The organism is Pseudarthrobacter sp. TE3704 (assembly GCF_056279405.1).
Genome location: NZ_JBWCCJ010000002.1, coordinates 731298 through 756548, shown reverse-complemented (window position 1 = coordinate 756548; position 25251 = coordinate 731298). Strand labels below are relative to the sequence as shown.

Here is a 25251-nt window from a genome sequence, read left to right as displayed (position 1 = left end):
CTAGGCGGGTGCCAGAGCCTTGTTGAGGACCGCCCGGATGCGCTTTTCGGACACGGAATAGGCCGTGCCAAGTTCGACGGCGAAGAGGCTCACCCGAAGTTCCTCGATCATCCAGCGCACCTGGGTTAACTCGCGGCCTGCGCGCTTGCCCGGCAGGAGGGCGGACACGGCGTCGTCGTAGTCATCCTCAAGCCTCTGCACCACTGCCATGTTCAGCGCATCACGCTGCACGTTGCCGGGAAGACGTTCAAGCCGTTTCTCGATTGCAGTCAGGTACCGCGGCAGCTGGCTGAGCTGGGCGTAGCCCGTGCGTGCTACAAAGCCTGGATACACGAGCTGTTCCAGTTGGCTCTTTACATCGTTGAGCGCGCTGATCAGCGCCAGGCTGGTGGTGCCCTTCAGCTGCTTTTCGATGCGGCGGGTGCTGGCCAGGATGCGCTCCACTACTGCCGTCACACTGAAGACTGTATCGATCAGTTCCGCCCGCACCACCTCATAGAGACTGTCGAAGGCCTTCCGGTCCCACGGCAGCTCAGCAGGCGTGAGTTTGTCGATCGCCGCCAGCGCGCAGTCAGCGATCAGTGCGGACACCGAGCCGTGCGGGTTCTGGCTGAACGTCAGTTTTTCGGTGTTGCTCAGGTGCTCCAGGACGTAGCGGTCCGGAGCGGGAACCTGCAGCGCGAGCAGCCTGATGACACCGCCGCGCATCGCGTCCAGCTGCTCCTCCGGGGTCTGGAACACGCGAAGGGATACGGACTTACCCTCGTCCACCAGTGCCGGGTATCCGGTGACGGTGTGGCCCTTGACCATGCTGCTGACTTGCCGCTGGATGGTTCCGAAGCTCCATTCCGTCAGGCCGTCCTGCTCCCTGAACCCGGCCGCGGCGGAAGCACCCTGCACCTGCCCGGACGTCCGCACTGCGGGGGAGCCGCCGTCGTTCGCGGTGCCCTGCCCGCGGGCCCCCTTGGCATTCGGTGTCCGGCTGCCGGGGCCCGTCGACGCCGGGGTGGCGCCCAACGATTCGGCAATGGCACGCCGGGTGGCGGGGGCAAGCCGCTCCTGTAGCACCGCGAGGTCCTTGCCTTCGTCCAGCACCTTGCCCTTGCTGTCCACCACCTTGAAGCTGACGCGCAAGTGCGGGGGTACGGCGTCCCAGTTCCAGGAACCGGGCGGGATGATGGCGCCGCGGATCCGCCGGAGGGCAAGCTCCAGCGACGGTTCCAGCTCATGGGTGGCCGGATCGAAATCCGACTCAAGGACAGCCACCGCCTGGCGCGCCACGTCCGGCGCCGGAACGAAGTTCTTCCGGATCTGCTTCGGCAGCGACTTAATCAGGGCGGTCACCAGCTCCACGCGCTGGCCGGGTATCAGCCAGCGGAACGGGGCGTCATCCAGCTGGTTGAGGAACAGGACGGGGACTTCGGCGGTGACGCCGTCGGATGGGTTGGGCGGGGAGCCGGGAGCCACCGGATGGAACTCGTAGCTGAGTGGCAGCTCGAAGCCCTTGTGCAGCCAGGTCTTGGGGTATGCGGCCTCGTCGAGATCGTCTGCATCGTCGCTCAGGAGAAGCGACTTGTCGTAGTCCAGGAGGTCCGGGTTCTGCTTCCGGGCGTCCTTCCACCACTTGTCGAAGTGCCTTTCGGACACCACGTCCGGTCCGATGCGCGCATCGTAGAACTCGAACAGTGTCTCGTCATCCACCAGCAGGTCGCGGCGCCGCATCCGGGCCTCGAGCTCCTCCACCTCGTGCAGCAGGGCGCGGTTGCGGTGGAAGAACTTGTGGTGGGTCTTCCAGTCGCCCTCCACCAGGGCATGCCTGATGAAGAGCTCGCGGGCGACGGCAGGGTCCACCTTGCCGTAGTTGATGCGGCGCTGCGCAATGATGGGCACACCGTAGAGGGTGACTTTTTCGTACGCCATCACCGCACCCTGGCGGGTGGACCAGTGTGGCTCGCTGTAGCTGCGCTTCACCAGGTCCGGCGCCACCTGCTCGGCCCAGACAGGATCGAATTTCGCCGCCACCCGAGCCCACAGCCGGCTGGTTTCCACCAGCTCGGCGGCCATCACGAACGTGGGGGACTTCTTGAACAGCGCCGAGCCGGGGAAGATTGCGAACCGGCTGCCGCGGGCTCCGGCGTACTCGCGCTTGCGCTCATCCAGGATGCCGATGTGGCTCAGGAGCCCGGACAGCAGGCTGATGTGGATCCCGTCATGGTTGCCCACCGGATCGGCGAGGCGCTTGTTGTCCAGGCTGATGCCCAGCGGGCGGGCCAGCTGCCGCAGCTGGGCGAACAGATCCTGCCATTCCCGCACCCGCAGGTAGTTGATGAATTCGGCACGGCACAGGCGCCGGAACGCCGACGAGGACAGCTCCTGCTGCTTCTCCTGCAGGTAGTTCCAGAGGTTCAGGTAACCGGTGAAGTCCGAATTTTCGTCCTTGAAGCGGTTGTGCTTTTCCGCCGCAAGCTGCTGCTTGTCAGTGGGCCGCTCGCGCGGGTCCTGGATGGTGAGCGCCGCAGCCAGGATCATGACTTCCCGGACGCAGTTCCGCTTTCCGGCTTCCACAATCATCCGGCCCAGCCGCGGGTCGACGGGGAGCTGGGCGAGTTTATGCCCGACGGCGGTGAGGCCGTCGGCGGTCCTTCCGTCACTTTCTGCGTTCTGCGGCTTCGCGGCAGCCAGGGCGCCGAGTTCGCGGAGCAGCGTGACGCCGTCGTTGATTGCCCGCGTCTCCGGCGGCTCAACGAACGGGAAGTTCTCAACGTCCTTCGGGCCGCGGGCAACACCCATGGCGGTCATCTGCAGGATGACGGCGGCGAGGTTGGTCCGCAGGATTTCCGGGTCAGTGAACTGGGGCCGGGATTCGAAGTCCTCCTCGGAGTAGAGGCGGATGGCAATGCCGTCGGAAACACGGCCGCAGCGCCCGGACCGCTGGTTGGCCGACGCCTGGGAGACCCGTTCGATGGGCAGCCGCTGGACCTTGGTGCGGTGCGAATACCGCGAGATGCGGGCGGTGCCGGTGTCGATGACGTACTTGATTCCGGGCACGGTCAGGGATGTTTCTGCCACGTTTGTGGCGAGCACGATCCGGCGCTTGTTGCCGGGGTGGAAGACTTTGTGCTGTTCCTGCAGGCTCAGCCGGGCGAACAGTGGCAGTACTTCGGTGCCGGCCAGCCTGCGGTTGGACTGGATGCGGGCCTGCAGTGCGTCCGCCGCGTCCCGGATCTCGCGCTCGCCGGAAAAGAACACCAGGATGTCACCGGGGGCTTCCGCCGCGAGCTCGTCGACGGCGTCGCAGACTGCATCGAGCGGGTCGCGGTCCTCCTCGAGTTCGTCGTCGGAGGGATCGTCCTCGTCCGACTTTGGCTGCGAGAGCGGGCGGTACCGGATTTCCACCGGGTAGGTCCTGCCCGACACTTCGATGATGGGTGCTGGCTTCTCCGGCGTGCCGAAGTGGTTGGCAAAACGCTCAGGATCAATGGTGGCAGAGGTGATGATCACCTTCAGGTCCGGGCGCTGCGGCAGGATCCGCTTGAGGTAGCCGAGGATGAAGTCGATGTTCAGGCTGCGCTCATGGGCTTCGTCGATGATGATGGCGTTGTATTTGCGCAGCAGTTTGTCCCGCTGGATCTCGGCCAGCAGGATGCCGTCGGTCATCAGCTTGACCTTGGTGGCGCGGCTGACCTCGCCCGTGAAACGGACCTGGAAGCCCACTTCCTGGCCGATGTCCACCCCCAGTTCCTCGGCGATGCGCTCGGCCACCGTGCGGGCTGCAAGCCGCCGGGGCTGGGTATGGCCGATCAGGCCGTTTTCGCCCAGGCCGAGTTCCAGGCACATCTTGGGAATCTGGGTGGTTTTTCCGGAGCCGGTCTCGCCGGCGATGATGGTCACCTGGTTGGCGGCGATGGCGGCCATCAGGTCCTCGCGGCGCTCGGAGACCGGCAGCTCGGCGGGATAGGAGATATGAAAAGTCATGGCTGCAGACAGTCTACTGCGGCGGGGCCGGCACCCCCGGGTCGACTGCCTGCGGCGTTCCTTGCGTTTCTAGAAAATGCGGAGGGTATAGCTGGTGCTGGGAAGGTCCAGTGCGGACCATTCCTGGTGCGACTCGACGGGAGGTGTGTGCCCTCGCCCGTCGCGGAGGAGGGCTGCGATGGTGGCGGCAGCCACGAGGAGGAGCACGATGACGATGATGGTTGCGAAGATTTCCATGACTCCATGCTTCTCCTGGCGCAGCGAATTAAACAGTGGCAGAAATGCCCAAAAAGCTATAATTCCTGCCACGATGGATACATGCTGAAAACAGTCGCTGTGATTGTGGTCCCCAACTTCTCGATCTTCGAATTCGGGACCGCCTGTGAGGTCTTTGGGATCGACAGGTCCGACCGCGGGAGCGGTGTCCCGGCCTTCGACTTCCGCGTGTGCACGCCCGTTCCCGGGAATGTGCAGATGAAATCCGGGCTTTCCCTGAACGTCAGCCTCGGGCTGGACGCCACCAGCGACGCGGACCTGGTCATTATGGCCCCCTACGGCCGGGACCAGGAGATGCCGGAGTCCGTGCTGGAAGCACTTCGCGCCGCCCACGCCAGGGGTGCGTGGGTGATGTCCATCTGTTCCGGAGTCTTCGCCCTTGCCCGCGCCGGTCTGCTCGATGGGCGGCGCTGCACCACGCACTGGCATTACTCCAACGAGCTGGCGGCGGCCTATCCGGACGTCCACGTGAATGAGAACGTCCTGTATGTCCAGGACGGCACCATCATTTCTTCGGCAGGAACCGCTGCGGGCATCGACGCCTGCCTGCACCTGGTGCGGGTGGAACTGGGCGCGCAGGTGGCTGTCGCAATCGCCCGGGACATGGTGGTTCCACCGCACCGCGACGGCGGCCAGGCCCAGTTCATCGACCGGCCGATGCCCACCTGCGGCTCCGCCCCCATGGAGGAACTGCTGCGCTGGATGGTGCAGAACCTGGACCGTGAGCATACGGTCAATGAACTGGCTGCCCGGCTGCACATGTCCGCCCGGACATTTGCCCGGCGCTTCCGCTCGGAAACGGGAGCCACGCCCGCTGCGTGGCTGAATTCGCAGCGGGTGCTCCGCGCCCAGGAACTTCTGGAATCCACTGACCTGAATATTGACGAGGTGGCCAGGGAAGCGGGCTTCGGCCATCCCGTTTTGCTGCGGCACCACTTTGCCAAGGTCCTCGACACCAGCCCGCAGTCCTACCGCCGGGCTTTCCGGGGCCAGTTGGCTGAGGTCGGTTAGCCGGGGCCTGCGTTGGTCAGCCATGCCCCTGACCGGGCCGGAACAGCCTATCTCTCTAACGAACTGCCCTACAGGTTGCTGTTGCCTTGCCCCGTCCGGGATTCCTGGGCTGCGGCCCGGGTGCGGTCCACGAGCACCCGCCAGGGGCCCGTCACGGCCCGCTCCGGCAGTGCTGCCCGGCGCTCGCCCGCGCGGATGGAGTAGATGAACCGGTCAGGCTGGTTGCCGGCGAACTCCGCGGCCGCCGCCCGGGGAGTCCGGGGCACGGCGTCCCACGGGCAGGCTTCCACGATCGGTTGCCACTGGTTTATGGCGTTTTCCGACCGGGCGTCCACGGTCCACACTCTCGTCATCGCCGCTATGCCGCCGGTGCGCTCCACGCTGATCTTCATGGCCTGGTTCCTGGGCTTCCATGCAGCCTGGCGGCTGAAAGTCCGGCAACCAGGCATCCGTTAAAGCTTGACCTTCACAGTTTCCCATGCCTGCCGCACGGCGTCATGCTCTTTCGAGTCGGATCCGAAGAGCTCTACGGCAGTAGAGGCTGTGGCCCGTGCGAAGACGCTGAAGGTTGCGGTTGTGGGCAAGGAGCCTCCCGTGAGGGTTTCGTACCAGATGAGGCCCGGGGCGTCCCAGGCGTTTCCGCCCAGCGAATTCGCCACGAGATAGAAGGCGCGGTTGGGGATGCCGGAGTTGATGTGGACCCCGCCGTTATCCGCACTGGTCCGGACGTAGGAGTCCATGGAGTCCGGCTGCGGATCCTTACCCAGCACATCGTCGTCGTAGGCAGTTCCCGGAGCCTTCATGGAACGTAGAGCGTCCCCTTCAACCTCGGCGGTAAAAAGCCCTTCGCCGATGAGCCAGCTCGCTTCCGCAGTGGTCTGGTTTTTCACGTACTGCTCAACGAGCGCACCGAAGACGTCAGACATGGATTCATTCAGGGCCCCTGCCTGGTTCCGGTATGCGAGGGCCGCCGAATGCTGCGTCACACCATGGGCAAGCTCGTGGCCGATGACGCTGAGCGAGGCGGTGAACCGCTCGAAGACCTCTCCGTCACCGTCGCCGAAGACCATCTGGGTTCCGTCCCAGAACGCGTTGTCATACAGCGCGCCAAAGTGCACGGTGGCATCCAGGCGCAGCCCCCGGCCGTCAACGGAGTTACGGCCGAAGACGTCGGCGTAGAGGCGGTGCGTATGCCCCAGCCCGTCGTAGGCTTCATCGGTTGCGGCGTCTCCAATGGCCGCTTCTCCCTCCTTGCGTACCAGCTTTCCGGGAAGGTTTTCGGAGCCGCCAGCGTCATAGATAGTGCGGTTGGCCGGGCCGGGCTTGGCCTGGCGGACACCCGAAGGAGCGTCCGGCATTGCCTGGGTTCGTGATGCGTGGACGGACTCCACATGGCCCAGGGCTTCCCGGGCAGCCCTCGCGGCAGCAGAGAATTCCGGCGCATCCTGCCGGGCCAGCCGCCTCAGCAGGTAGGGCGGGACGATGGAACAGAATGGAACGTGCATGGCGTACCCCCTCAACTTGGTGAATTCAGACTACGAGGGGGCACCGACAATACGTGGCAGGCGCACGCGCTGATAAGGACGGTCCGCGTTCTTACGTGTCAGCTGCCTGAGTACGACGCCGGCTTTGACCTTGGATGGCATGGCACCTTCCGAGGTGCCTGGGTCCCTCCTGCGGTGGGCAGCAAGGGTTTCGGCCGCCGGCGCTTCCGATCCGGTGCCGAGGACTGATCAAAATGTCAGTGCCTCGTAGAGGATGTTGGCATGGGAAACGAAGCGGGCGCGGCGGCAGGCGGGGTGGGGCTGGTTTCTGCGCCGACCGCCGCTGCGGGCAGCGCCTCAGAGACGCCACTTCCGTCGGCTCTCAATGTCAGTGCCTCCGTAGATGATGTTTGTATGGGTGAGGGGGCGGTTGTATCGGCAGTGATGGTGGGCGTTTGTGCCTCCGTTGCTGCCATTGATGGGCTGTTCGTTGAGGATGCGTCGCTGCGCGCCGGTGCTGCTGGCGCTGTGGCTGGCGACGGGGTTGATGTGCTGGAACGCCAGTATGAGGTCCGGCTGAAACGGATGGGCCTCGTTTCCCGGTTGGAGGCGCAGGTCGCGGCGATTAAGGCGCGGGACGCCGCCGAGGCCCTTGAACTGCAGGAGGCGGTGATCCCGCCCGAAGCGTCTATACAGGAGCGGGTTTTTGTTGAGATGTCCGTCGTGGAGGAGATCGCCGGTGTCCTGACTATCGGTTCGGGGGCCGCGGGGGCGTTCGTCCGTCAGTCCCGGCAATTGTCTGCGCTGCCGCCGGCCATGGACGCGCTGGCTGCCGGGAACGTGTCATGGCTGCACGCCCGGATCATCGCCGACGAGACCGAGGGCCTGGACCCCGCCGCTGCCGCCGCGCTGGTGGCGCACTTCTTCGATCCGGATGCGCCGAATCCGGGCACGGGGAGCCGCGCCCGGGGACCTGGTGCCCGCACGGTTCCGGTACAAGGTGCGCAACTGGCGGGAGCGGCACCACCCCGAATCCCTCGAGAAGCGGCACGCCAAGAGCGTGGCCGACCGGCGGGTGGAGCACTGCCCGGACCGCAACGGAATGGCCTGGATCTCCGCCTACCTGCCCGCCGACTCCGTATCAGCAATCTGGAACAGCACCACCGCCATGGCACGCGGCCTTCAGGGACCTCACGAGACCCGGACCCTGCCCCAACGACGCGCCGACGTCCTGGCCCACCGCCTCCTCACGCGCACCACCTTGGCTGGCGCGGACACAGCAGGCAGCGGCCAACCCCACACCCGCAGCCAGGACCAGGCTGGCATTGATGAACAGCTCCCCGAGGCCTTCATCGGGCTCGCCACGCTCGTCGGCTCGGACGAAGCAGCCGCGCATCTGGGCATCCCGGACAGCGACCACTACCCAACCGACGAGGACATCCCCGCGAACGGCACCCCCGGCGCCCAGGACAACAACGGCACCGACCACAATCCGGGCAGTGACAATCCGCGCAGCAATAATCCGGGCAGTGACAATGCCGGCAGCACAGGACCCGCCAGCCCCCTCGCCGGAAAAGTACCGGCCCCTCGGACGGACGTGCTGATCACTGTCCCGGTGTTCGCGCTGCTCGGCCTCACCGACGAACCCGCCATCCTCGATGGCCACGGCCCCATCCCGGCGTCGATGGCCCGGAAACTGGTCGCGGACGGGGCAACCTCCTTCTACCGGGTCTTGGTAGACCCGCGGGACGGGGCACCTTTGGAGATCGGCCGCACCAGCTACCGGCTCACCAACGCCATGAAACAGGCACTCCGCCTTCGTGATGGCAGATGCACCTTCCCCGGCTGCAACAACCACAGCCTGGACAACGACACTGACCACCTCACAGCCTGGCAGCACGGCGGGGACACCGGAATCAACAACCTGGCACAACTCTGCCCCAAACACCACCGGCTCAAGCACAACAGCGCCTGGACACCATCACCGGCCACCAAAGATCAACCGCCCGGCTGGACCTCGCCCACGGGCCGCAAATATCACAGCGAACACCCCGACTGGGAACCACCCGAGTGGCCTGAGTGGTTGGCTGACAGGCAGTCCGAGCCTGACGTGCTGCCCGGGGACCGTTTGCACGAGTTGGCTGTGCTTGAGGATCTGGAGCTGCTTGAAGACCCGGGTTTGCCGGGATGGCTTGAGCTGCCAGAGGATGTGAAGCCCCCAGGATGGATTGATCTGCCTGAAGACTTGGCGCTGCTTGATCTGCCGGACGACCGGGACGTGCCTGAAGACCCAGGGGTTCCGGACGTCTGGCTGCCACGGGACCCGGACCCCGACTGGCACCTCTCGTTGGCATTCGAGACGTGTGACGCCTAACGGGCAGAATTGAGCTCGAAGTCAGCTGGATAACGCAAAACGCTTGGGTTTAGCCAGGGGCAAAAGGAAAGCACCCCGGTCAACAGACCGGGGTGCTTCATATGGTGCCCTCGATAGGATTCGAACCTACGACCTTCTGCTCCGGAGGCAGACGCTCTATCCCCTGAGCTACGAGGGCAATCCGGGGTTCCTGCCGTTGCTGGCGGGACGTCCTAGAGCTTAGCAGTAAGGTGGCCTGCAAGGGAAAATCGACCCACTCCCGTCCGTCCGGCAGCCAATATATGGCGGCAATCAGTAGCCGGAAAAAGAGTCCACATGGACCCGGCGGGCGCCCGCTTTCCGTGCAGCACGGCGAAGCGAAGCCACACTGGCAGGCGAACCGGAGATGTAGACGTCCCGGGCGGCGATGTCCGGCACAAGCTGGCCAAGAGTCTCCCCGTCCAGTCGTCCGCCACGACCCGAAACGGCGGCCATTCCAGCCGGTGGCTCTGAACCGTCCGCGAGATGAACCAGGACCCGGACGCCGGAAGCCTTGAGTTCGTCCGCGTAGGCCACCTCGTCGGCGCTCCTGGCCAAAAGAAGCATTAAAGCGTCGCGCTCCCGCAGTTGGCCGGACGCCAGATGGGAGAGGAAGGGAGTGATGCCGATTCCGGCCGCGATGAGCAGGACAGGCTTGCCGGGGTCGCCGGGCAGGATGAAATCGCCGCCCACGGACGTGGCGGCCAGCTCGTCGCCAGGCTTTAGGGCGAGGAGGACTTTTTTAGCGGCGGACAGCGGCTCGGCGGTCCGCACACCAAACTTCACGAGGCGTTCCGTAGGCGAACCAGTCAGGCTGAACACCCGGCGTCGTCCTTTCCCGTCAGACTTCGCGTGCGGCAGGTCCAGCTCCATGTACTGGCCCGGAAGGAACCGCACGGCCCTGGCCGGCTCGAACGAGAACTCGGTGGTGCTGGGGGTCAGTTGGCGGCTGCCTGCAAACCGCAGCTTCACGCCCCCGCGCTGGCCCACCAGGAAAGCCAGGAGATTGCCCAGCAGCAGGGCTGCCTCGGGCGAGTTGGCAATAAAACCCAGGTTGTAGGGCACCGCAAACACCGCACCCACCACGGCTGCCAGTGCCAGTTGCTGCCACCGGCGCGGCGGCAATGTCAGGGGCTCCGTGAGCATAAAACCTACAAAGAAGAGCAGCGGCCGCTGGGCCAGCGCCTGGTAAATGCCCATGCCCGCCGTCATCCCCGCGCGGAGAAGCTCCACGGTGATGATGGATGTGGCAACAATAGTAAATACCGCGGCCATCAGGAATTTCCGCGTCCGGTACAGGACCAGGAGCACGCCCGGAACCAGCAGCCACAGCATTGCCGGGGTGGCCGCCCACCACGTGGCAATGTTCAGTCCCGTAAGGCCGGCAACAAAGGCGCCGGCGGCGGCAGGATTGAAGATGTGCCGGCCGCGCCAGGCAAGCGCATATTTCGACGCCGACGCCAGCACACACGCCAGCGCCACACCGGCCACGTCCAGAGCCTGGAACGAGGGCCAGAACAGGAAATAGAGCAGCAGCCCGGTGATCAGTGAGGACTCCGAATGCGGACGCACCCGGAAAAGCGCCGCCAGTACTCGGTTGGAGGCGTATGTCAGGCCAAGGCAGAGCACCAGGTGCGCCAGCATCTCGGGGATTCCGAACGTCAGCCAGCCGAGGACATCCAACAGAAGGCTGTAGGCGGCCAGGGCTGCGAGGACCAGCAGGATGAGCCGGTACATCGTGAACCGGCCAAGCATGGTGTCCAGGCGGCCTGCGACGGAGGGAGCCGGACCGGTCTTCGGCGTTTCAACAGGGCTCATGTGAACAGTGTCCCTTCAAATTCTTCCGAGTAGGCGGCACTTCCATCGGAAAACACCGTCAGCCACGAGAACCGGAACGTCTCCTGGAGCTCTGACCCGGGTACGAAGAAGAGCGCCGTTGCCAGCGCGTCGGCCAGTACGGCAGTGTCCGCCATTGCCCAGCTGGCGACGGCGGTCCGGACGGGCTGTCCGGTCATCCCGTCCAGCACGTGGTGCAGTCCGTCGCCCCAGGCGCGGCGGTTTGCGGCCGAAGCGCACAGCGAACGGCCTTCCAGTTGGACAATCCCGATCGCCTGCTCAGGGTTGTACGGGTGTTCCAAACCCACCTGCATCGGCCCCGCGGCGTGCGCCAGGAGGTCCCCGCTGGCGTCGATGACATAGGAGTCGACGCCGTCAGCCTCCAATTCAGCAGCGAGCAGGTCCACCAGCAAGCCCTTGCCGGCAGCGCCAATGTCCAGCACAACGGGAGCGTGGGCCGTGATGGCAGTCCCGGTCCAGTCCAGGACGGTGTCCCAGGCCGGCGCCGGCAAGGCGGTACCGGCAGGCCGAAGCGAATAGTCCGCGTCGTAGCCCAGGCGTTCCAGGCTGGCTCCGATCAGCGGCGTCATCGCACCACCGGACAGCCGGTACAGCGTCCGGTAGAGCTCTCCGAGCTGGTCCGCTTCCGCAGGGAAGTCATAGCGGCCAGGTTCCCGGGCCATCGCGGTCACTAAGGAATCGCTCCGGAAACGGGACCAGTCGGCGTCGAACTTTTCCACCCTGGCCAGGAGGCGTGCCCGCAGGGACGGTCCGAGCGGGAGCGGTGTTGAGATTTCCCAACGCGTGCCAATCCCGTCGAACACGAAATCCTGCCAGTTCCCGCCCGGCACCGCCTACTGCGCCTCCGACTTGATCTGTTCCACTGCCTGGTTGAAGCCTCCGCTGGTAAGGGATGAACCGGCAACCTTGGAGACCTTGAGCTCGTCAATGCTCTTGCCCACCACCTGGGAGGCGATGCCGCCGGCAAACTCGCCCTGGAACTTGCGGGTGTTGGGGTTGGAGGGGTGCTGGGTGATCTGGACGTCCGTCACAGTGCCCGAAGCAAGAGTCAGCTGCACTCCCACGGTCTCGGTGCCGTTGGGGGAAACGTAGTTCCCATCGGCGCTGTAGGTTCCGTCCTTGTAGCTGGAGCCGCTGCCGGCCAGGGAAGATGCGGCCGCCGACGGCGTGGCGGCCGCGGTTTCCGACGTGGCGCCACCGGTGGACACGGGGACGCTTTCAGTAGCGGATGGCGCGCAGCCGGCCACGGTTCCGGCGAGGGACAGGCCGGCGATGCCGGCGTAAACACTCTTGCGGACTGACGGTCTCATAAAAAGGCTCTCATTTCGGTTAAGTGTTCGGGACGGTGCTTACGCTGGAGTCAACGCTGAAACCAGCGTATTGGTTCAACTTGTAGCCGGCTTGTGGATTCCCTGTGGAATGCCTAGGTCGCCGGACCAGCCCCAATTCTTTGCTGTCAGCGGCCCCCGGTAGTCTAGAGGGGTGACTCCCGAAGAACTCTCCCTCGCCATATCCGCCTGCCTGAAAGACGCCGTCGCCACCGGTGACATTGCCCTTTCAGCATCAGCTCTGCCTGATGAGGTACGCGTGGAGCGGCCCAAGAACCGGGACCACGGCGACTGGGCCACGAATATCGCGCTGCAGCTGGCCAAGCAGGCGGGCACCAACCCGCGCGAATTCGCAACCGTCCTGAGCACGCGCCTGAAGGCCATCGACGGCGTTGCCGGGGTGGAAATCGCCGGACCCGGCTTCCTCAACATCACCGTTGACGCCGCCGCCGCCGGTGCCCTCGCCCGGATGATCGTTGAAGCGGGCACCCAGTACGGAACCAATTCCGCGCTCGCCGGCCACACCGTGAACATGGAATTCGTCTCCGCGAACCCCACCGGGCCCCTCCACATTGGGCACACCCGCTGGGCCGCCCTCGGCGACTCCATTGCCCGCGTGCTGCGGGCCTCAGGTGCGGATGTCACGGCTGAGTACTACATCAACGACGCCGGCTCCCAGATGAACGTCTTCGCCAACTCCGTCTACTCCCGCCTGCACGGCCGCCCGGTACCGGAGGGTGGCTACCCGGGCCAGTACATCGCGGACCTGGGCCATGAAGTCCTCACCGAGCACCCGGACATCCGCGAACTCACCGAAGTTGCCGCGCTCCCGGTGATCCGCTCTGCCGCCTACAAGGCGCAGATGAAGGACATCAAGGCCACGCTTGCGGATTTCGGCGTCGAGTTCGACGTCTTCTTCTCGGAGCAGGAACTGCACGACGCCGGTGCGATCGAAAGTGCCGTTGCCCGACTTCGCGAGCAGGGCCACGTGTTCGACGACGGCGGCGCCGTCTGGCTGCGGACCACGGACTTTGGGGACGACAAGGACCGCGTGATGATCCGCGCCAACGGCGAGCCCACCTATTTCGCCGCGGACGCTGCCTACTACCTGTCCAAAAAGGACCGTGGTTTCACCGAGAAGATCTACCTGCTTGGCGCCGACCACCATGGCTACATCAACCGGTTGAAGGCCATTGCCGCCTGTGCCGGGGACGATCCGGAGAAGAACATTGAAGTGCTGATCGGCCAGCTGGTGTCCGTCAACGGGGCCAAACTGTCCAAGCGCGCCGGGAACATCATCGAGCTCAAGGACCTGATCGACTGGCTGGGCAAGGACGCCGTCCGCTACTCCCTGGCCCGGTTCCCGGCCGACTCGCCGCTCACCCTTGATCCGGAGCTGCTCAAGAAGCACAGCAACGAGAACCCGGTGTTTTATGTGCAGTACGCCCATGCCCGTTCGCGCGGTGCAGCCCGCAACGCCGTGGCCGCGGGAGTGGACCGTTCTGCCTTCGACGCGTCCCAGCTGGACCACGCCACGGAGAACGAGCTGCTCTCCCACCTGGGCAGCTACCCCTCGATCGTCGCCAAGGCTGCGGAGCTGCGCGAACCGCACCGCGTTGCCCGCCACCTCGAAGTCATCGCCGGCGCCTACCACCGCTGGTATGACGCCTGCCGCATCGCGCCCATGGGCGATGAAGAGGTGACCGACGTCAACCGCACCCGGTTGTGGCTCAACGATGCCACCAGCCAGGTACTCGCCAATGGCCTCGACCTGCTTGGCGTTTCGGCGCCGGAACGGATGTGACGGCAATGTCTGCGCAGACCGGAAACACCGCATCCCCGCTGGCGCCGGAGTGGCTGGCAGTTCCTGCTGACCTGAATGCCCTGCAGGAGCCGATGTGGGCAGGAAGCGTGCAGCGCAACCACCTCGGCGAACTCACCGTCGGCGGGCGGTCAGTGTCCGAGCTGAAGCAGCAGTTCGGCACGCCCCTGTTCGTCATGGACGAGGCCGACTTCCGCGCCCGGGCCCGCGCTTTCAAGGATTCCTTCGACGCTGCCTTCGCTGATATCTGCGGCGGCGTGGATGTGTACTACGCCGGAAAGTCCTTCCTGTGCAGTGCCGTGGTGAAGTGGGTGGAGGAGGAAGGGCTCTGCCTGGACACCGCCTCCGGTGGCGAGCTTGCAGTTGCCGCCCGCGCCGGTATCGCGGGGGAGCGGGTGGCGCTGCACGGAAACAACAAGTCCGACGCCGAGCTGAACCGTGCGCTCGACATGGGACTTGGCCGGATCGTGGTGGACAGCCTGTCCGAGCTCGTCCGGGTGGGTGACATTGCCCAGTCCCGCGGTGAGCAGGCGAAGGTCATGCTGCGCCTCACCCCGGGCGTCCACGCCCACACCCACGAATTCATCGCCACCGCCCACGAGGACCAGAAATTCGGACTCTCCATGGCAGCCGACACCACTGAGCAGGCCGGCCTGTCGGCGGCCGAAGAAGCGGTGGCGGCGGCATCGGCGCATCCCGGCATCGACCTCCTGGGCCTGCACTGCCACATCGGCTCCCAGATCTTTGAACCGGACGGCTTTGCGCTGGCGGCGGAGAAGCTGCTCCGTTTCCTCGCTGCGATGCAGGAAAAGTACTCCATCCTGATGCCGGAGCTCGACCTCGGCGGCGGCTACGGGATCGCCTACACCCCGGTGGACACCCCACGCCCCGCCGCGGACATCGCGACGGCGATGGCCGCCGTCGTGCGTTCAACCTGCGCTGAGCTGGGCATTGAGTCGCCGCGGATCTCCATTGAACCCGGACGTGCCATCGTGGGCAGCACGACCTTCACGTTGTATGAGGTGGGCACCCTGAAGACGGTGCGCGTCGACGCTCCGGCCGCTGCCGGCGGACGTGAGGACGGTAACAACGTTACGTATCCGCGCCGCTATGTTTCAGTGGACGGCGGCATGAGCGACAACGCCCGCCCGGTGCTCTACGACGCGGATTACTCGGCAATTCTCGCATCCCGCACGTCGGCCGCGGCCCCGCAGCTGTCCCGCGTGGTGGGCAAACATTGCGAGAGCGGCGACATAGTTGTTAGAGATGTATATCTGCCCGAGGACGTGGCAGCCGGTGATCTGCTTGCTGTACCGGGGACCGGCGCCTACTGCTGGGCCCTCTCGAGCAACTACAACTATCTGGCCCGGCCGGGCGTTGTCGCGGTGCGCGACGGATCTGCCCGGCTGATTGTCCGCGGGGAAACCGAAGAAGATCTGCTGAACCGCGACATGGGAGTCTGAATGACGGAATTGCGAACCCTGAAAGTGGCCCTGCTGGGCTGTGGCAACGTTGGGGCCCAGGTTGCGCGGATTCTCATTGAGGACGCCGACGCCCTGGCCGCCCGCACCGGAGCCCGCCTCCAGCTCAGCGGCATCGCCGTGCGCAACGTTAATTCCAAGCGCGACGTTGAGCTGCCGCAGGACCTGTTCACCACCGACGCCGAGACGCTGGTCAAGGACGCCGATCTGGTGATCGAGCTGATGGGCGGAATCGAGCCGGCCCGCACGCTCATCCTTTCCGCGCTGAGCAACGGCGCCTGCGTGGTCACCGGCAACAAGGCCCTGCTGGCCCAGGACGGCCCCACCCTCTACGAGGAAGCCGACAAGGCCGGCGTGCAGCTCTCCTACGAAGCTGCCGTTGCCGGCGCCATCCCCATCCTGCGCCCCATCCGGGACAGCCTTTCCGGCGACCGGATCACCCGCGTGCTGGGCATTGTTAACGGAACCACCAACTTCATCCTGGACCAGATGGATTCCACCGGGGCCCAGTTCGCCGACGCCCTGGCGGAAGCCCAGCGCCTCGGCTACGCGGAAGCGGACCCCACGGCCGACGTCGAAGGCCACGACGCCGCGGCCAAGGCCGCCATCCTGGCCACGCTGTCCTTCCACACCCGGTTCGCCCTGGAAAACGTCCACTGCGAAGGCATCACGAAGGTCAGCGCCGCGGACATCGCCGCGGCCAAGGACGCCGGCTTCGTCATCAAGCTCCTGGCAATCGCCGAGAAGCTCACGGATGCCGACGGCAACGAGGGCGTGTCCGTCCGTGTCCACCCCACCCTGCTGCCGCGTGAACACCCGCTGGCCGCCGTGCGCGGTGCCTTCAACGCCGTGTTCATCGAGGCCGAAAACGCGGGCGAGCTGATGTTCTACGGCCAGGGTGCCGGCGGTACCCCCACCGCGTCCGCGGTGTTAGGCGACCTCGTCTCCGCGGCGCGGCGCCTGGTCCTCGGCGGACCGCAGCGCACGGAGACCACCACCGGGCATGTTCCGGCGCTGCCCATCGACGCGGCCGTGACCAGCTACTACATCGGCCTGGATGTTGCCGACCAGCCCGGCGTCCTGGCCAAGATCGCACAGATCTTTGCCGAAAACGGCGTCTCCATCGAAATCATGCGGCAGACCATCCACCGCGATGCGGAGTCCAACGTGGAATCCGCGGAACTGCGGATCGTTACCCACCGCGCGTCAGAGGCTGCCCTCGCGGCCACCGTCGAGGCCGTGAAGGGCCTGGACGTCATCAATTCAGTTACATCCGTTCTGCGGGTAGAAGGAGTCTAAGTGGCTCACCAATGGCGCGGCGTTATCCGCGAATACGCTGACCGTTTGCCCGTGACGGAATCCACCCGGGTCATCACCCTGGGCGAGGGCGGCACCCCGCTGGTGCACGCGCAGAAGCTTTCCGAACTCACTGGTTCCGAGGTTTACCTCAAGGTGGAGGGCATGAACCCCACCGGCTCCTTCAAGGACCGCGGCATGACCATGGCCATGACGGCCGCCGTCGAGTCCGGTGCCAAGGCCGTTGTCTGCGCCTCCACCGGCAATACCTCCGCCTCCGCTGCTGCCTACGCCACCGCGGCCGGCCTGAAGTGCGCCGTCCTGGTGCCCGAAGGCAAGATCTCCATGGGCAAGCTCAGCCAGGCCATCGCGCACGGCGCCACGCTCCTGCAGGTGGACGGCAACTTCGACAACTGCCTGGACATCGCCCGGAAGCTGGGGGAGTCCTACCCGGTTTTCCTGGTGAACTCCGTCAACCCCGCCCGCATCCAGGGCCAGAAAACCGGCGCTTTCGAGATCGTGGACGCGCTGGGCGATGCTCCTGATATCCACGTTCTTCCGGTGGGCAACGCCGGCAACATCACCGCTTACTGGAAGGGCTACAAGGAGTACTCCGCGCCGTTCGAGTCCGCGACGGCCGGCACGCTTCCCGCGGTTTCCACCAAGACGCCCGCTATGTGGGGCTTCCAGGCAGCGGGTGCCGCGCCCTTTGTCGCGGGCCACCCCATCACGGAACCTGACACCATCGCCACGGCCATCCGCATCGGCAACCCCGCTTCCTGGGATGGCGCCATCGGCGCCCGCGACGAATCCGGCGGGTTGATTGATGCCGTCACCGATGAGGAAATCCTCAACGCGCACCGCTGGCTGTCCTCCCGTGAAGGCGTCTTCGTGGAGCCCGGCTCGGCCGCCGGCGTGGCAGGTTTGCTGAAAAAGCACGCCGCGGGTGAAGTTCCCTCGGGCAAAACCATCGTCATCACCGTCACCGGCCACGGCCTCAAGGACCCCCAGTGGGCCCTGCGCACCGAGGATGGAAGCGACGTGCAGCCGGTCAAGGTTTCCAACGACGTTGTCACCGTTGCTGCTGAACTGGGACTGGAAGAAAAATAACCTTGGACACCACCTCGCAGGCCACCGTCGGACTGCAACTCATCGAGGCCGGCCAGCGCGTCACGGTCCGGGTTCCGGCCACCACGGCCAACCTCGGCCCCGGCTATGACAGCCTGGGGCTTGCCCTGGCAATGCACGACACCCTGACCGTGGAAAGCCTGGACACGGACGAGCTCCTGTTCGATCTCCGCGGCGAAGGTGCGGAGACTTTGCCGCGGGACGCCAGCCACCTGGTGATCCGGGCCATGGACGCCGCCTTTGAGCGGCTGGGATTCCGGCACGCCGGCCTCAAGGTGACGGCTGACAACGTCAACCCGCACGGGCGGGGCCTGGGCTCGTCCGCCTCGGCAGTGGTGGCGGCAGTTTCGGCCGCGAACGCGATGGTGCCGGCAGAACATCAGCGCGGACAGGAATGGATCCTGCAGCTCACCAGCGAGCTGGAAGGGCATCCGGACAACGTCGCACCGGCAATTTTCGGCGGACTGGCGCTGTCGTGGCAGGACAGTGACCAGTACAGCAGCACCAGCGTCACGGTCGCGGACCCGGTTATCCCCATCGTGGCTGTTCCGGATTTCGAACTTTCCACTGAAGCGGCCCGTTCTCTGCTCCCGGCCTCGGTGGGACACCACGCCGCAGCCATGAACTCCGGGCGGGCGGCGCTGCTGATCCACGCGTTGACGCAGAAACCGGAATTCCTGCTTGCCGGCACGGAAGACTACCTGCACCAGAGCTACCGGGCAGAGGCGATGCAGCCGAGCGCAGCGCTCATCGCCGCCCTGCGCACGGCGGGGCATGCGGCAGTGGTTTCCGGCGCCGGACCCACCGTCCTGGTCCTGGCCAACGGCGAAGCGGAAGCCTCAGATGCACTGGCATTCATCGAGGCGTTCACCTCCGCCAACACGCCTGATGTGGCCTGGCGTGTTCTGAAGCTGGCAGTGGACGTTGAAGGTGCTAAGGTGGACTTGCACCGGCGGTAATTCCGCCTATCTGATCTGGTCCTGCATTCACTTGCTCTTTGATCTCCTACTGCGAATGTATTCCGGTGCCGCCTGCTTGGTCTGTCGCAGGAATCTGCAGCATCCAACTGCCCCTAAAGCGTCAGTCCGGCGTTCCGCCATGGGCGGAGCGGAAGGTGAATCAGTATCCGGCCCTGCTGGCCGATATCCAACCGGCAAGGCCGAAATCCGGCTGCAGATCTGAACTGCAGCCCAGATCAAATCATCGCGTCCAGCTCCCAGTCTGGACGCCGTCGAGGGGGAAGGATCCTTCGTGACCGAAACCACTGAGCTGTCGCCAGCTGTGGAACTATCAACTTCTGCTGCCGAATCACCGGCAGCACCCGCCAAGAGCAGCGGCCTGGCCGGCCTGAAGCTCGCCCAGCTGCAGGCTCTTGCCAGCCAGCTGGGGATTTCAGGCGGTTCCCGCATGCGCAAGGGAGACCTGGTTTCGGCCATTTCCGCCCATCGCGCCGGCACCCCCACCACCAAGGCTCCGGCCCGGAAGGCGGAAAAGGCTACCGAGAGCGTGGCTGCTCCGGCTGTCACCGCTCCTGCCGCTGCTGCTCCCGAAACTGCGGAGGCTCCTGCTGAAGCAACCCGTGCACGCGGCCGTGGCCGCAGCCGCCGGGCCGTCAGCGACGGCGTCGTAGCTCCTGCCGCCGGCGAAGCCGCCGAGGCTCCTGCCGCCCCCACCCAGGTGGAACTTCCTGCCGTGGCCGAAGCCACGGAAACCGAAGGCGCCGCCGAGCGCCGCCAGCCGCGGACCCGCAACCGCCGCCGCGGCGAAGCAGCGGCCACCGTCCAAGAGGCACCTGTTGAGGCCCCGGCGGAACAGCCCGCACCGGAACAGGCTGTTACCGAACAGCGCTCCACGGAGCAGCGCTCCGAAGCGCCTGCCGCTGACACGGTCGACGCCGGCCAGCGCACCGACCGCCGTGAAGGCCGCACCCGCGGTGGCCGGGACAGCGCAGCCCGCGACTCCGACGGAGGGCGTGACAACGCCGGCAGCCGTGAGGCAGGCCAGCGCGAAGGCAACCGCCGCGACGACACCCGCGACGGCGACGATTCGGACGGCGGCAGCCGCCGGAACCGCCGCAACCGCCGCGACCGGAACGACCGCAATGACCGCTCGGGCGGGCAGGACCGGGACAACAGCTCCCGCAACGACCGCTTCCGCGACCGCAACGACCGTCGTCGCGGCCGTGCGCAGGGACCCGACGTCGACGACGTCGAGGTCACCGAAGACGACGTCCTGCTGCCGGTTGCCGGCATCCTGGACGTGCTGGAGAACTACGCCTTCATCCGCACCTCCGGCTACCTCCCGGGCCCGAACGACGTCTACGTCTCCCTGGCCCAGGTCAAGAAGTACAACCTGCGCAAGGGTGACGCCGTCGTAGGTGCCATCCGTGCCCCCCGCGACGGCGAAGACCGCAGCCAGCAGTCCAACCGCCAGAAATTCAACGCGCTGGTCCGCGTCACCTCGGTCAACGGCAAGACCGCCGAAGATCTCAAGGACCGCGTTGAATTCGCCAAGCTGGTTCCGCTTTACCCGTCCGAGCGCCTGCGCCTGGAGACCGATCCCAAAAAGATCGGCCCCCGCGTCATCGACCTCGTGGCTCCCATCGGCAAGGGCCAGCGTGGCCTGATCGTCTCCCCGCCCAAGGCCGGCAAGACGCTCATCCTGCAGTCCATCGCGAACGCCATCACCACCAACAATCCTGAGGTCCACCTCATGATGGTTCTGGTTGACGAACGCCCCGAAGAAGTCACGGACATGCAGCGCACCGTCAAGGGTGAGGTCATTGCCTCCACCTTCGACCGGCCCGCTGATGACCACACCACCGTGGCCGAACTTTCCATCGAACGCGCCAAGCGCCTCGTGGAAATGGGCATGGACGTGGTGGTCCTGCTGGACTCCATGACCCGCCTGGGCCGCGCCTACAACCTGGCAGCACCGGCCTCCGGCCGCATCCTGTCCGGTGGTGTGGACTCCGCAGCCCTCTACCCGCCCAAGCGCTTCTTCGGTGCAGCCCGCAACATCGAAAACGGCGGCTCGCTCACCATCCTGGCAACGGCCCTCGTGGAGACCGGTTCCAAGATGGACGAGGTCATCTTCGAAGAGTTCAAGGGCACCGGCAACATGGAACTGCGCCTGTCCCGCCAGCTGGCAGACAAGCGCATCTTCCCCGCCGTGGACGTCAACGCGTCCGGCACCCGCCGCGAGGAGAACCTGCTCTCGGCCGAGGAAGTCAAGATCATGTGGAAGCTGCGCCGCGTCCTCTCCGGACTCGAGACCCAGCAGAGCCTTGAACTGCTGACCAACAAGATCCGGGAAACCCAGAGCAACGTCGAGTTCCTCATGCAGGTCCAGAAGACGACGCTTGGCGCGAAGTCGGATAACGACAAGTAGCTGAGTTCAGGGGCGGGGTGCGGATGCCTCGCGTGGTTCGCCGCGCGGGTTTTCCGCCCCCGCCTTCGTCGTTCGGTTTTGCCGCCCCCGCCCCTACGCTGGGCGGCTTCCGATCTTCGATCGTTTGCCGCCCAGCTCCGGCAGGCCCGATGCCACTCCCGGGGCGGCAAAACCGAACGCCTCTCAGTAGGGTCACCTTCCCGGTTCCCCACCTTGGTCGCCGCATTACTAGACTTGTACAAGTCGAAAGAGGTTTATAGATGTTTGAGTCCGTACAGGGCCTGCTTGATGAGCATGATTCCATCCAGGCGCAGCTGGGGGATCCTGCTGTTTATGCTGACCAGCGGCTTGCCCGGAAGCTGGGGCGGCGGTCGGCTCAGCTCAATGGCATTGTTGAGGCCTATCACAAGTGGGAAGCGCTGCGCGATGACCTCGCTGCCGCCAAGGAGATGGCTGACGAGGATCCCGAGTTCGCAGCGGAGGTTCCTGAACTTGAAGCTTCGTTGGAGGCGGCTGCCGCCAAGCTCCGGCGCCTGCTGATTCCGCGCGATCCGGACGATGCCCGCAACGTGATCCTTGAGGTCAAGGGCGGTGAAGGCGGCGATGAGGCCGCGCTGTTCGCCGGTGACCTCCTGCGCATGTACACCCGCTACGCGGAATCACGTGGCTGGAAGACCGAAATCATTTCCGCTACCGAGTCGGATCTCGGCGGTTACAAGGACGTTCAGGTGGCCGTCAAGGGCAGCTCGAACGATCCCGCCGAGGGCGTCTACGCGCGGCTCAAGTTCGAAGGCGGCGTGCACCGCGTGCAGCGCGTTCCTGTCACGGAGTCGCAGGGCCGCATCCACACGTCCGCGGCCGGTGTGCTGGTCCTGCCGGAGGTGGATGAGCCCGAAGAGCTCGAAATCAACCAGAACGACCTGAAAATCGACGTCTACCGGTCGTCCGGTCCGGGCGGGCAGTCCGTGAACACCACCGACTCCGCCGTCCGCATCACCCACCTGCCTACGGGCATTGTGGTGGCCATGCAGAACGAAAAGTCGCAGCTGCAGAACCGCGAAGCCGGCATGCGCGTCCTGCGGGCCCGCATCCTCGCCCACCAGCAGGAGCAGATCGACGCCGAGAACTCGGCCCAGCGGAAGTCCCAGATCCGCACCATGGACCGTTCCGAGCGCATCCGCACGTACAACTACCCGGAAAACCGCATCGCGGACCACCGCACGGGCTACAAGGCGTACAACCTGGACCAGGTCATGAACGGTGACCTGGAGCCCGTCATCCAGTCCGCCATCGAGATGGACGAACAGGCACGCCTGGACGCCATCGGCGACTAGCCCGACGGATGACCATCGGGCCAGGCCAGTCCCTCGCTGCCGCGATCAGTGAGGCCACTGCCATCCTTCGGGACGCCGGCGTGCCCAGTCCGCGGGTTGACGCCGAGCTCCTCGCCGACCATCTCCTGAAGGTCGGCCTGGGGCGGTTGCGCGCCATGATGCTGGGTGATTCCCCGGCTCCCGAGGGGTACGCCGACCTGGTGGCGGAGCGTGCCGGCCGGATACCCCTGCAGCACATCACCGGGGTGGCGCATTTCCGCTACCTGGAGCTGGCGGTAGGGCCGGGCGTGTTCATTCCCCGGCCCGAGACGGAATCGGTGGTCCAGCTGGTCATCGACCATGTCAAGGGCATCCCGTCACCCCGGATCGTTGACCTGGGAACCGGGTCGGGTGCAATCGCCGGCTCCATTGCGCATGAAGTGCCCGGAGCCGAAGTGCACGCCGTCGAATTCAGCCCCTTCGCCCACGCATGGGCGGCGAAAAACCTCGCCCCCTTGGGCGTCCATCTCGTGTTGGGGGACCTGCGCAACGCACTGCCGGAGCTCAACGGAACGTTCGACGTCGTGGTTTCAAACCCGCCGTACATCCCTGCCGAGGCCATCCCCAACGAGCCCGAAGTTGCGCTTCATGATCCGCCCGAGGCGCTGTACGGCGGGGGAGCGGACGGCATGGAACTTCCGACGGCGGCAGCGGCCTCCGCTGCACGGCTGCTGCGCCCGGGCGGCTACTTCGTCATGGAACATGCGGAGGTCCAGGCCGGCTGGATCGCGGCCATGATGGGACGCACAGGGAAGTGGAGCAGGATTACGACGCATCTGGACCTCAACGGCAAGGAGCGCGCCACCAGCGCCGTGCTCGCGGATCCAAACCTCACGGAATGAAAGAATAGGCCAGTGACCACAACCTATAACTGCAGTACGGACGATCAGCGCGCCCTGGGACTGGAGCACGCCCAGCGTGCCATCAGCGAGAAAAAGTGCGTGGTGTTCCCGACGGATACGGTCTACGGGATCGCTGCCGACGCGTTCTCGCCGCAGGCTGTCACTATGCTCCTGGTATCCAAGGGGCGCAGCCGCACCATGCCGCCGCCGGTGCTTATCCCGCGTATCAACGCCCTGGACGGACTGGCCACGGACGTCCCGGCGGAGGCCCGGAAGCTTGCCGAAGCGTTCTGGCCAGGCGGCCTTACCCTGATCCTGCATGCCCAGCCGTCACTGGACTGGGACCTCGGTGAAACCAAGGGAACCGTTGCGCTGCGGATGCCTGCCGACGATATAGCCCAGGAGCTGTTGACCCTCACCGGGCCGCTGGCTGTGTCCTCCGCCAACCGTACGGGGCAGGCTCCTGCGCAGACCGCCTCAGCCGCCCGGGAGCAGTTGGCCGACTCCGTGGAGGTCTACCTTGAGGGCGGCTTCCGGCCCGCCGAAGGCGAAGCCGCAGTGCCTTCAACGATCGTGGACGCCACCGGGCCCCGGCTGCGGGTGGTGCGCAACGGCGCCGTAAGTCTCGACCAGCTGCGCGAGCATGTGCCCGGTGTGCTGGGGCTCGGGGAGATTCCCATGGCCGAGGAGGAACCGGCGGAGGAAGAACCGGTAGCTGCGGAACCGGCGTCCGTACCCGCCCCGGAAGCGTCGGGCGCCTCCGGGTCATCGGTGGTGGAGCGGGCGATGCCCGACTCCGGCACGCCGGCCGGGAACCCGCAGCCTTGATGATCTTGGAGCGCCAGCAGATTCCCGTACTCGAGGTCGACGCCACCCCGCTGCGGGTGCCCGAGCTGGTGGAGGAACTCAGCCGCTACATCCAGGACGGATCCACCCGAACCGTCCTAGGCCACAACCTGCACAGCGTAACCCTCACGCTGTCCGACGACGGCTTCCGGAACCTGTACGAGCGAAGTGACGTGGTGCTCCTTGACGGCGCCCCCGTGCTTTGGCTGTGGGGGAGGACCGGCAACGCCGAAGGCCCCGTCATGGATTACCGGCTGGGTTCGACGGACTGGCTTCCGGCTCTGGACCAGGTGCGGGGCCTGGAGCGGATCGCCGTGGTGGGCGCCGGCGCGGACGCCAACGCTGGAGCGGTCAGCAGGCTGCAGGCAATAGTCCCCGGCGCCCGTGTCAGTGGTTTCCCGGGTGCAGGCTGGGACACGGAGCTGGAGGAAGCAGCAGTTGCATGGCTCCACGAGGAGCAGCCGCAGCTGGTCCTCCTGGGCCTCGGCATGCCGCTGCAGGAGGAAGTCCTCCAGCGCAGGCTCGGTTCGTTGCCGCCCGCCGTCTACTGTGCCGTGGGCGGCGCCATCGAGCAGTTGGCCGGAATCCAGAAACTCGCCCCCCGCTGGCTCGGCCGGCTTGGGCTGGAGTGGGCCTGGCGGCTGCTCCTGCATCCGAAGCGGGTGGCGTACCGCGTGTTCGGTGAGCCGTGGGTCCTGCTGTGGCTGCTTGCCGCCCGGCGGCTGAAGCGCCGGGCGTGACGCCGGAACC

The 25251-nt window shown here is 65.9% G+C and carries 20 protein-coding genes and 1 tRNA gene; 12 read left to right on the top strand and 9 right to left on the bottom strand.

All coding sequences use genetic code 11. The features are described from left to right. Positions 1-3975: an ATP-dependent RNA helicase HrpA gene (gene hrpA, locus ACZ9BC_RS07500; protein WP_476245357.1), complete on the bottom strand. Its 3975-nt coding sequence runs from the start codon at positions 3973-3975 to the stop codon at positions 1-3. A gap of 69 nt (positions 3976-4044) precedes the next feature. Then, a complete protein-coding gene (locus ACZ9BC_RS07495) occupies positions 4045-4212 on the bottom strand; it encodes a hypothetical protein (RefSeq protein WP_275726781.1) in 168 nt (55 codons plus the stop codon). A gap of 81 nt (positions 4213-4293) precedes the next feature. Here ACZ9BC_RS07495 and ACZ9BC_RS07490 point away from each other — a divergent pair, with 81 nt between their 5' ends. Further along, on the top strand, positions 4294-5262 hold the full coding sequence (locus ACZ9BC_RS07490) for a GlxA family transcriptional regulator (protein WP_476245356.1): 969 nt from the start codon (positions 4294-4296) through the stop codon (positions 5260-5262). A gap of 68 nt (positions 5263-5330) precedes the next feature. On the opposite strand, the gene ACZ9BC_RS07485 is transcribed toward ACZ9BC_RS07490, so the two are convergent. The 3 genes from ACZ9BC_RS07485 to ACZ9BC_RS07475 all read right to left on the bottom strand — a co-directional run bounded on the left by ACZ9BC_RS07485 (position 5331) and on the right by ACZ9BC_RS07475 (position 7541). Beyond that, the gene (locus ACZ9BC_RS07485) at positions 5331-5654 is read right to left on the bottom strand and encodes a protealysin inhibitor emfourin (RefSeq protein WP_079597653.1); all 324 of its coding nucleotides are present in this window, start codon (positions 5652-5654) and stop codon (positions 5331-5333) included. A gap of 60 nt (positions 5655-5714) precedes the next feature. Next, positions 5715-6767, bottom strand: a complete 1053-nt coding sequence (locus tag ACZ9BC_RS07480) for a M4 family metallopeptidase (RefSeq protein ID WP_476245355.1) — start codon at positions 6765-6767, stop codon at positions 5715-5717. Positions 6768-7103: 336 nt separating this feature from the next. Further along, on the bottom strand, positions 7104-7541 hold the full coding sequence (locus ACZ9BC_RS07475; protein WP_476245354.1) for a hypothetical protein: 438 nt from the start codon (positions 7539-7541) through the stop codon (positions 7104-7106). A gap of 139 nt (positions 7542-7680) precedes the next feature. Here ACZ9BC_RS07475 and ACZ9BC_RS07470 point away from each other — a divergent pair, with 139 nt between their 5' ends. Further along, entirely contained in the window at positions 7681-9120 is a 1440-nt protein-coding gene (locus ACZ9BC_RS07470) for an HNH endonuclease signature motif containing protein (RefSeq protein WP_476245353.1), read from the top strand. 102 nt (positions 9121-9222) lie between these two features. Here the strand turns inward: ACZ9BC_RS07470 and ACZ9BC_RS07465 are convergent. The 4 genes from ACZ9BC_RS07465 to ACZ9BC_RS07450 all read right to left on the bottom strand — a co-directional run bounded on the left by ACZ9BC_RS07465 (position 9223) and on the right by ACZ9BC_RS07450 (position 12305). Next, positions 9223-9298 (bottom strand) — tRNA-Arg (locus ACZ9BC_RS07465). Between the two features lie 113 nt (positions 9299-9411). Beyond that, positions 9412-10956 carry a ferredoxin--NADP reductase gene (locus tag ACZ9BC_RS07460; protein ID WP_476245352.1) on the bottom strand — a complete coding sequence of 515 codons (1545 nt, stop codon included), beginning with the start codon at positions 10954-10956 and terminating at the stop codon, positions 9412-9414. After that, positions 10953-11825 carry an FAD:protein FMN transferase gene (locus tag ACZ9BC_RS07455; protein ID WP_476245351.1) on the bottom strand — a complete coding sequence of 291 codons (873 nt, stop codon included), beginning with the start codon at positions 11823-11825 and terminating at the stop codon, positions 10953-10955. Before ACZ9BC_RS07455 ends, ACZ9BC_RS07460 begins: the two co-directional genes overlap by 4 nt. Positions 11826-11828: 3 nt before the next feature. Further along, complete coding sequence (locus tag ACZ9BC_RS07450) at positions 11829-12305, bottom strand: FMN-binding protein (RefSeq protein WP_115525458.1); 477 nt, start codon at positions 12303-12305, stop codon at positions 11829-11831. Positions 12306-12477: 172 nt separating this feature from the next. On the opposite strand from ACZ9BC_RS07450, the gene argS reads away from it, so the two are divergent. From argS to ACZ9BC_RS07400, 10 genes are all read left to right on the top strand, one after another. Continuing rightward, positions 12478-14127 carry an arginine--tRNA ligase gene (gene argS, locus ACZ9BC_RS07445; protein ID WP_115525459.1) on the top strand — a complete coding sequence of 550 codons (1650 nt, stop codon included), beginning with the start codon at positions 12478-12480 and terminating at the stop codon, positions 14125-14127. Between the two features lie 5 nt (positions 14128-14132). After that, positions 14133-15608: a diaminopimelate decarboxylase gene (gene lysA / locus ACZ9BC_RS07440; protein ID WP_476245350.1), complete on the top strand. Its 1476-nt coding sequence runs from the start codon at positions 14133-14135 to the stop codon at positions 15606-15608. Beyond that, complete coding sequence (locus ACZ9BC_RS07435; protein ID WP_079597660.1) at positions 15609-16925, top strand: homoserine dehydrogenase; 1317 nt, start codon at positions 15609-15611, stop codon at positions 16923-16925. After that, on the top strand, positions 16926-18032 hold the full coding sequence (gene thrC, locus ACZ9BC_RS07430) for a threonine synthase (RefSeq protein ID WP_079597661.1): 1107 nt from the start codon (positions 16926-16928) through the stop codon (positions 18030-18032). A 2-nt stretch (positions 18033-18034) separates the two neighbouring features. After that, positions 18035-19009 (top strand): homoserine kinase, encoded by a 975-nt coding sequence (thrB, locus tag ACZ9BC_RS07425; RefSeq protein WP_476245349.1) that lies wholly within the window; start codon positions 18035-18037, stop codon positions 19007-19009. Positions 19010-19301: 292 nt separating this feature from the next. Beyond that, positions 19302-21440, top strand: coding sequence for a transcription termination factor Rho (gene rho, locus ACZ9BC_RS07420; protein WP_476245348.1), 2139 nt, complete (start codon positions 19302-19304; stop codon positions 21438-21440). A 260-nt stretch (positions 21441-21700) separates the two neighbouring features. Then, positions 21701-22774: a peptide chain release factor 1 gene (prfA, locus tag ACZ9BC_RS07415; RefSeq protein WP_079597664.1), complete on the top strand. Its 1074-nt coding sequence runs from the start codon at positions 21701-21703 to the stop codon at positions 22772-22774. Positions 22775-22782: 8 nt separating this feature from the next. Then, positions 22783-23655 (top strand): peptide chain release factor N(5)-glutamine methyltransferase, encoded by an 873-nt coding sequence (prmC, locus tag ACZ9BC_RS07410; RefSeq protein ID WP_476245347.1) that lies wholly within the window; start codon positions 22783-22785, stop codon positions 23653-23655. Positions 23656-23667: 12 nt separating this feature from the next. Next, entirely contained in the window at positions 23668-24483 is an 816-nt protein-coding gene (locus ACZ9BC_RS07405; protein WP_476245346.1) for an L-threonylcarbamoyladenylate synthase, read from the top strand. Next, entirely contained in the window at positions 24483-25241 is a 759-nt protein-coding gene (locus ACZ9BC_RS07400; protein WP_476245415.1) for a WecB/TagA/CpsF family glycosyltransferase, read from the top strand. The genes ACZ9BC_RS07405 and ACZ9BC_RS07400 overlap by 1 nt, the downstream gene beginning before the upstream one ends. The last annotated feature ends 10 nt before the right edge of the window (positions 25242-25251 follow it).

Excerpts from the sequence above, each read along its gene's own strand:
- prmC (WP_476245347.1), top strand. The coding sequence starts at position 22,783 with ATGACCATCGGGCCAGGCCAGTCCCTCGCTGCCGCGATCAGTGAGGCC.
- ACZ9BC_RS07460 (WP_476245352.1), bottom strand. The coding sequence starts at position 10,956 with ATGAGCCCTGTTGAAACGCCGAAGACCGGTCCGGCTCCCTCCGTCGCA.
- ACZ9BC_RS07480 (WP_476245355.1), bottom strand. The coding sequence starts at position 6,767 with ATGCACGTTCCATTCTGTTCCATCGTCCCGCCCTACCTGCTGAGGCGG.
- ACZ9BC_RS07400 (WP_476245415.1), top strand. The coding sequence starts at position 24,483 with ATGATCTTGGAGCGCCAGCAGATTCCCGTACTCGAGGTCGACGCCACC.
- ACZ9BC_RS07490 (WP_476245356.1), top strand. The coding sequence starts at position 4,294 with ATGCTGAAAACAGTCGCTGTGATTGTGGTCCCCAACTTCTCGATCTTC.
- ACZ9BC_RS07435 (WP_079597660.1), top strand. The coding sequence starts at position 15,609 with ATGACGGAATTGCGAACCCTGAAAGTGGCCCTGCTGGGCTGTGGCAAC.
- ACZ9BC_RS07470 (WP_476245353.1), top strand. The coding sequence starts at position 7,681 with ATGCGCCGAATCCGGGCACGGGGAGCCGCGCCCGGGGACCTGGTGCCC.
- ACZ9BC_RS07495 (WP_275726781.1), bottom strand. The coding sequence starts at position 4,212 with ATGGAAATCTTCGCAACCATCATCGTCATCGTGCTCCTCCTCGTGGCT.
- lysA (WP_476245350.1), top strand. The coding sequence starts at position 14,133 with ATGTCTGCGCAGACCGGAAACACCGCATCCCCGCTGGCGCCGGAGTGG.
- ACZ9BC_RS07485 (WP_079597653.1), bottom strand. The coding sequence starts at position 5,654 with ATGAAGATCAGCGTGGAGCGCACCGGCGGCATAGCGGCGATGACGAGA.
- prfA (WP_079597664.1), top strand. The coding sequence starts at position 21,701 with ATGTTTGAGTCCGTACAGGGCCTGCTTGATGAGCATGATTCCATCCAG.
- ACZ9BC_RS07450 (WP_115525458.1), bottom strand. The coding sequence starts at position 12,305 with ATGAGACCGTCAGTCCGCAAGAGTGTTTACGCCGGCATCGCCGGCCTG.
- hrpA (WP_476245357.1), bottom strand. The coding sequence starts at position 3,975 with ATGACTTTTCATATCTCCTATCCCGCCGAGCTGCCGGTCTCCGAGCGC.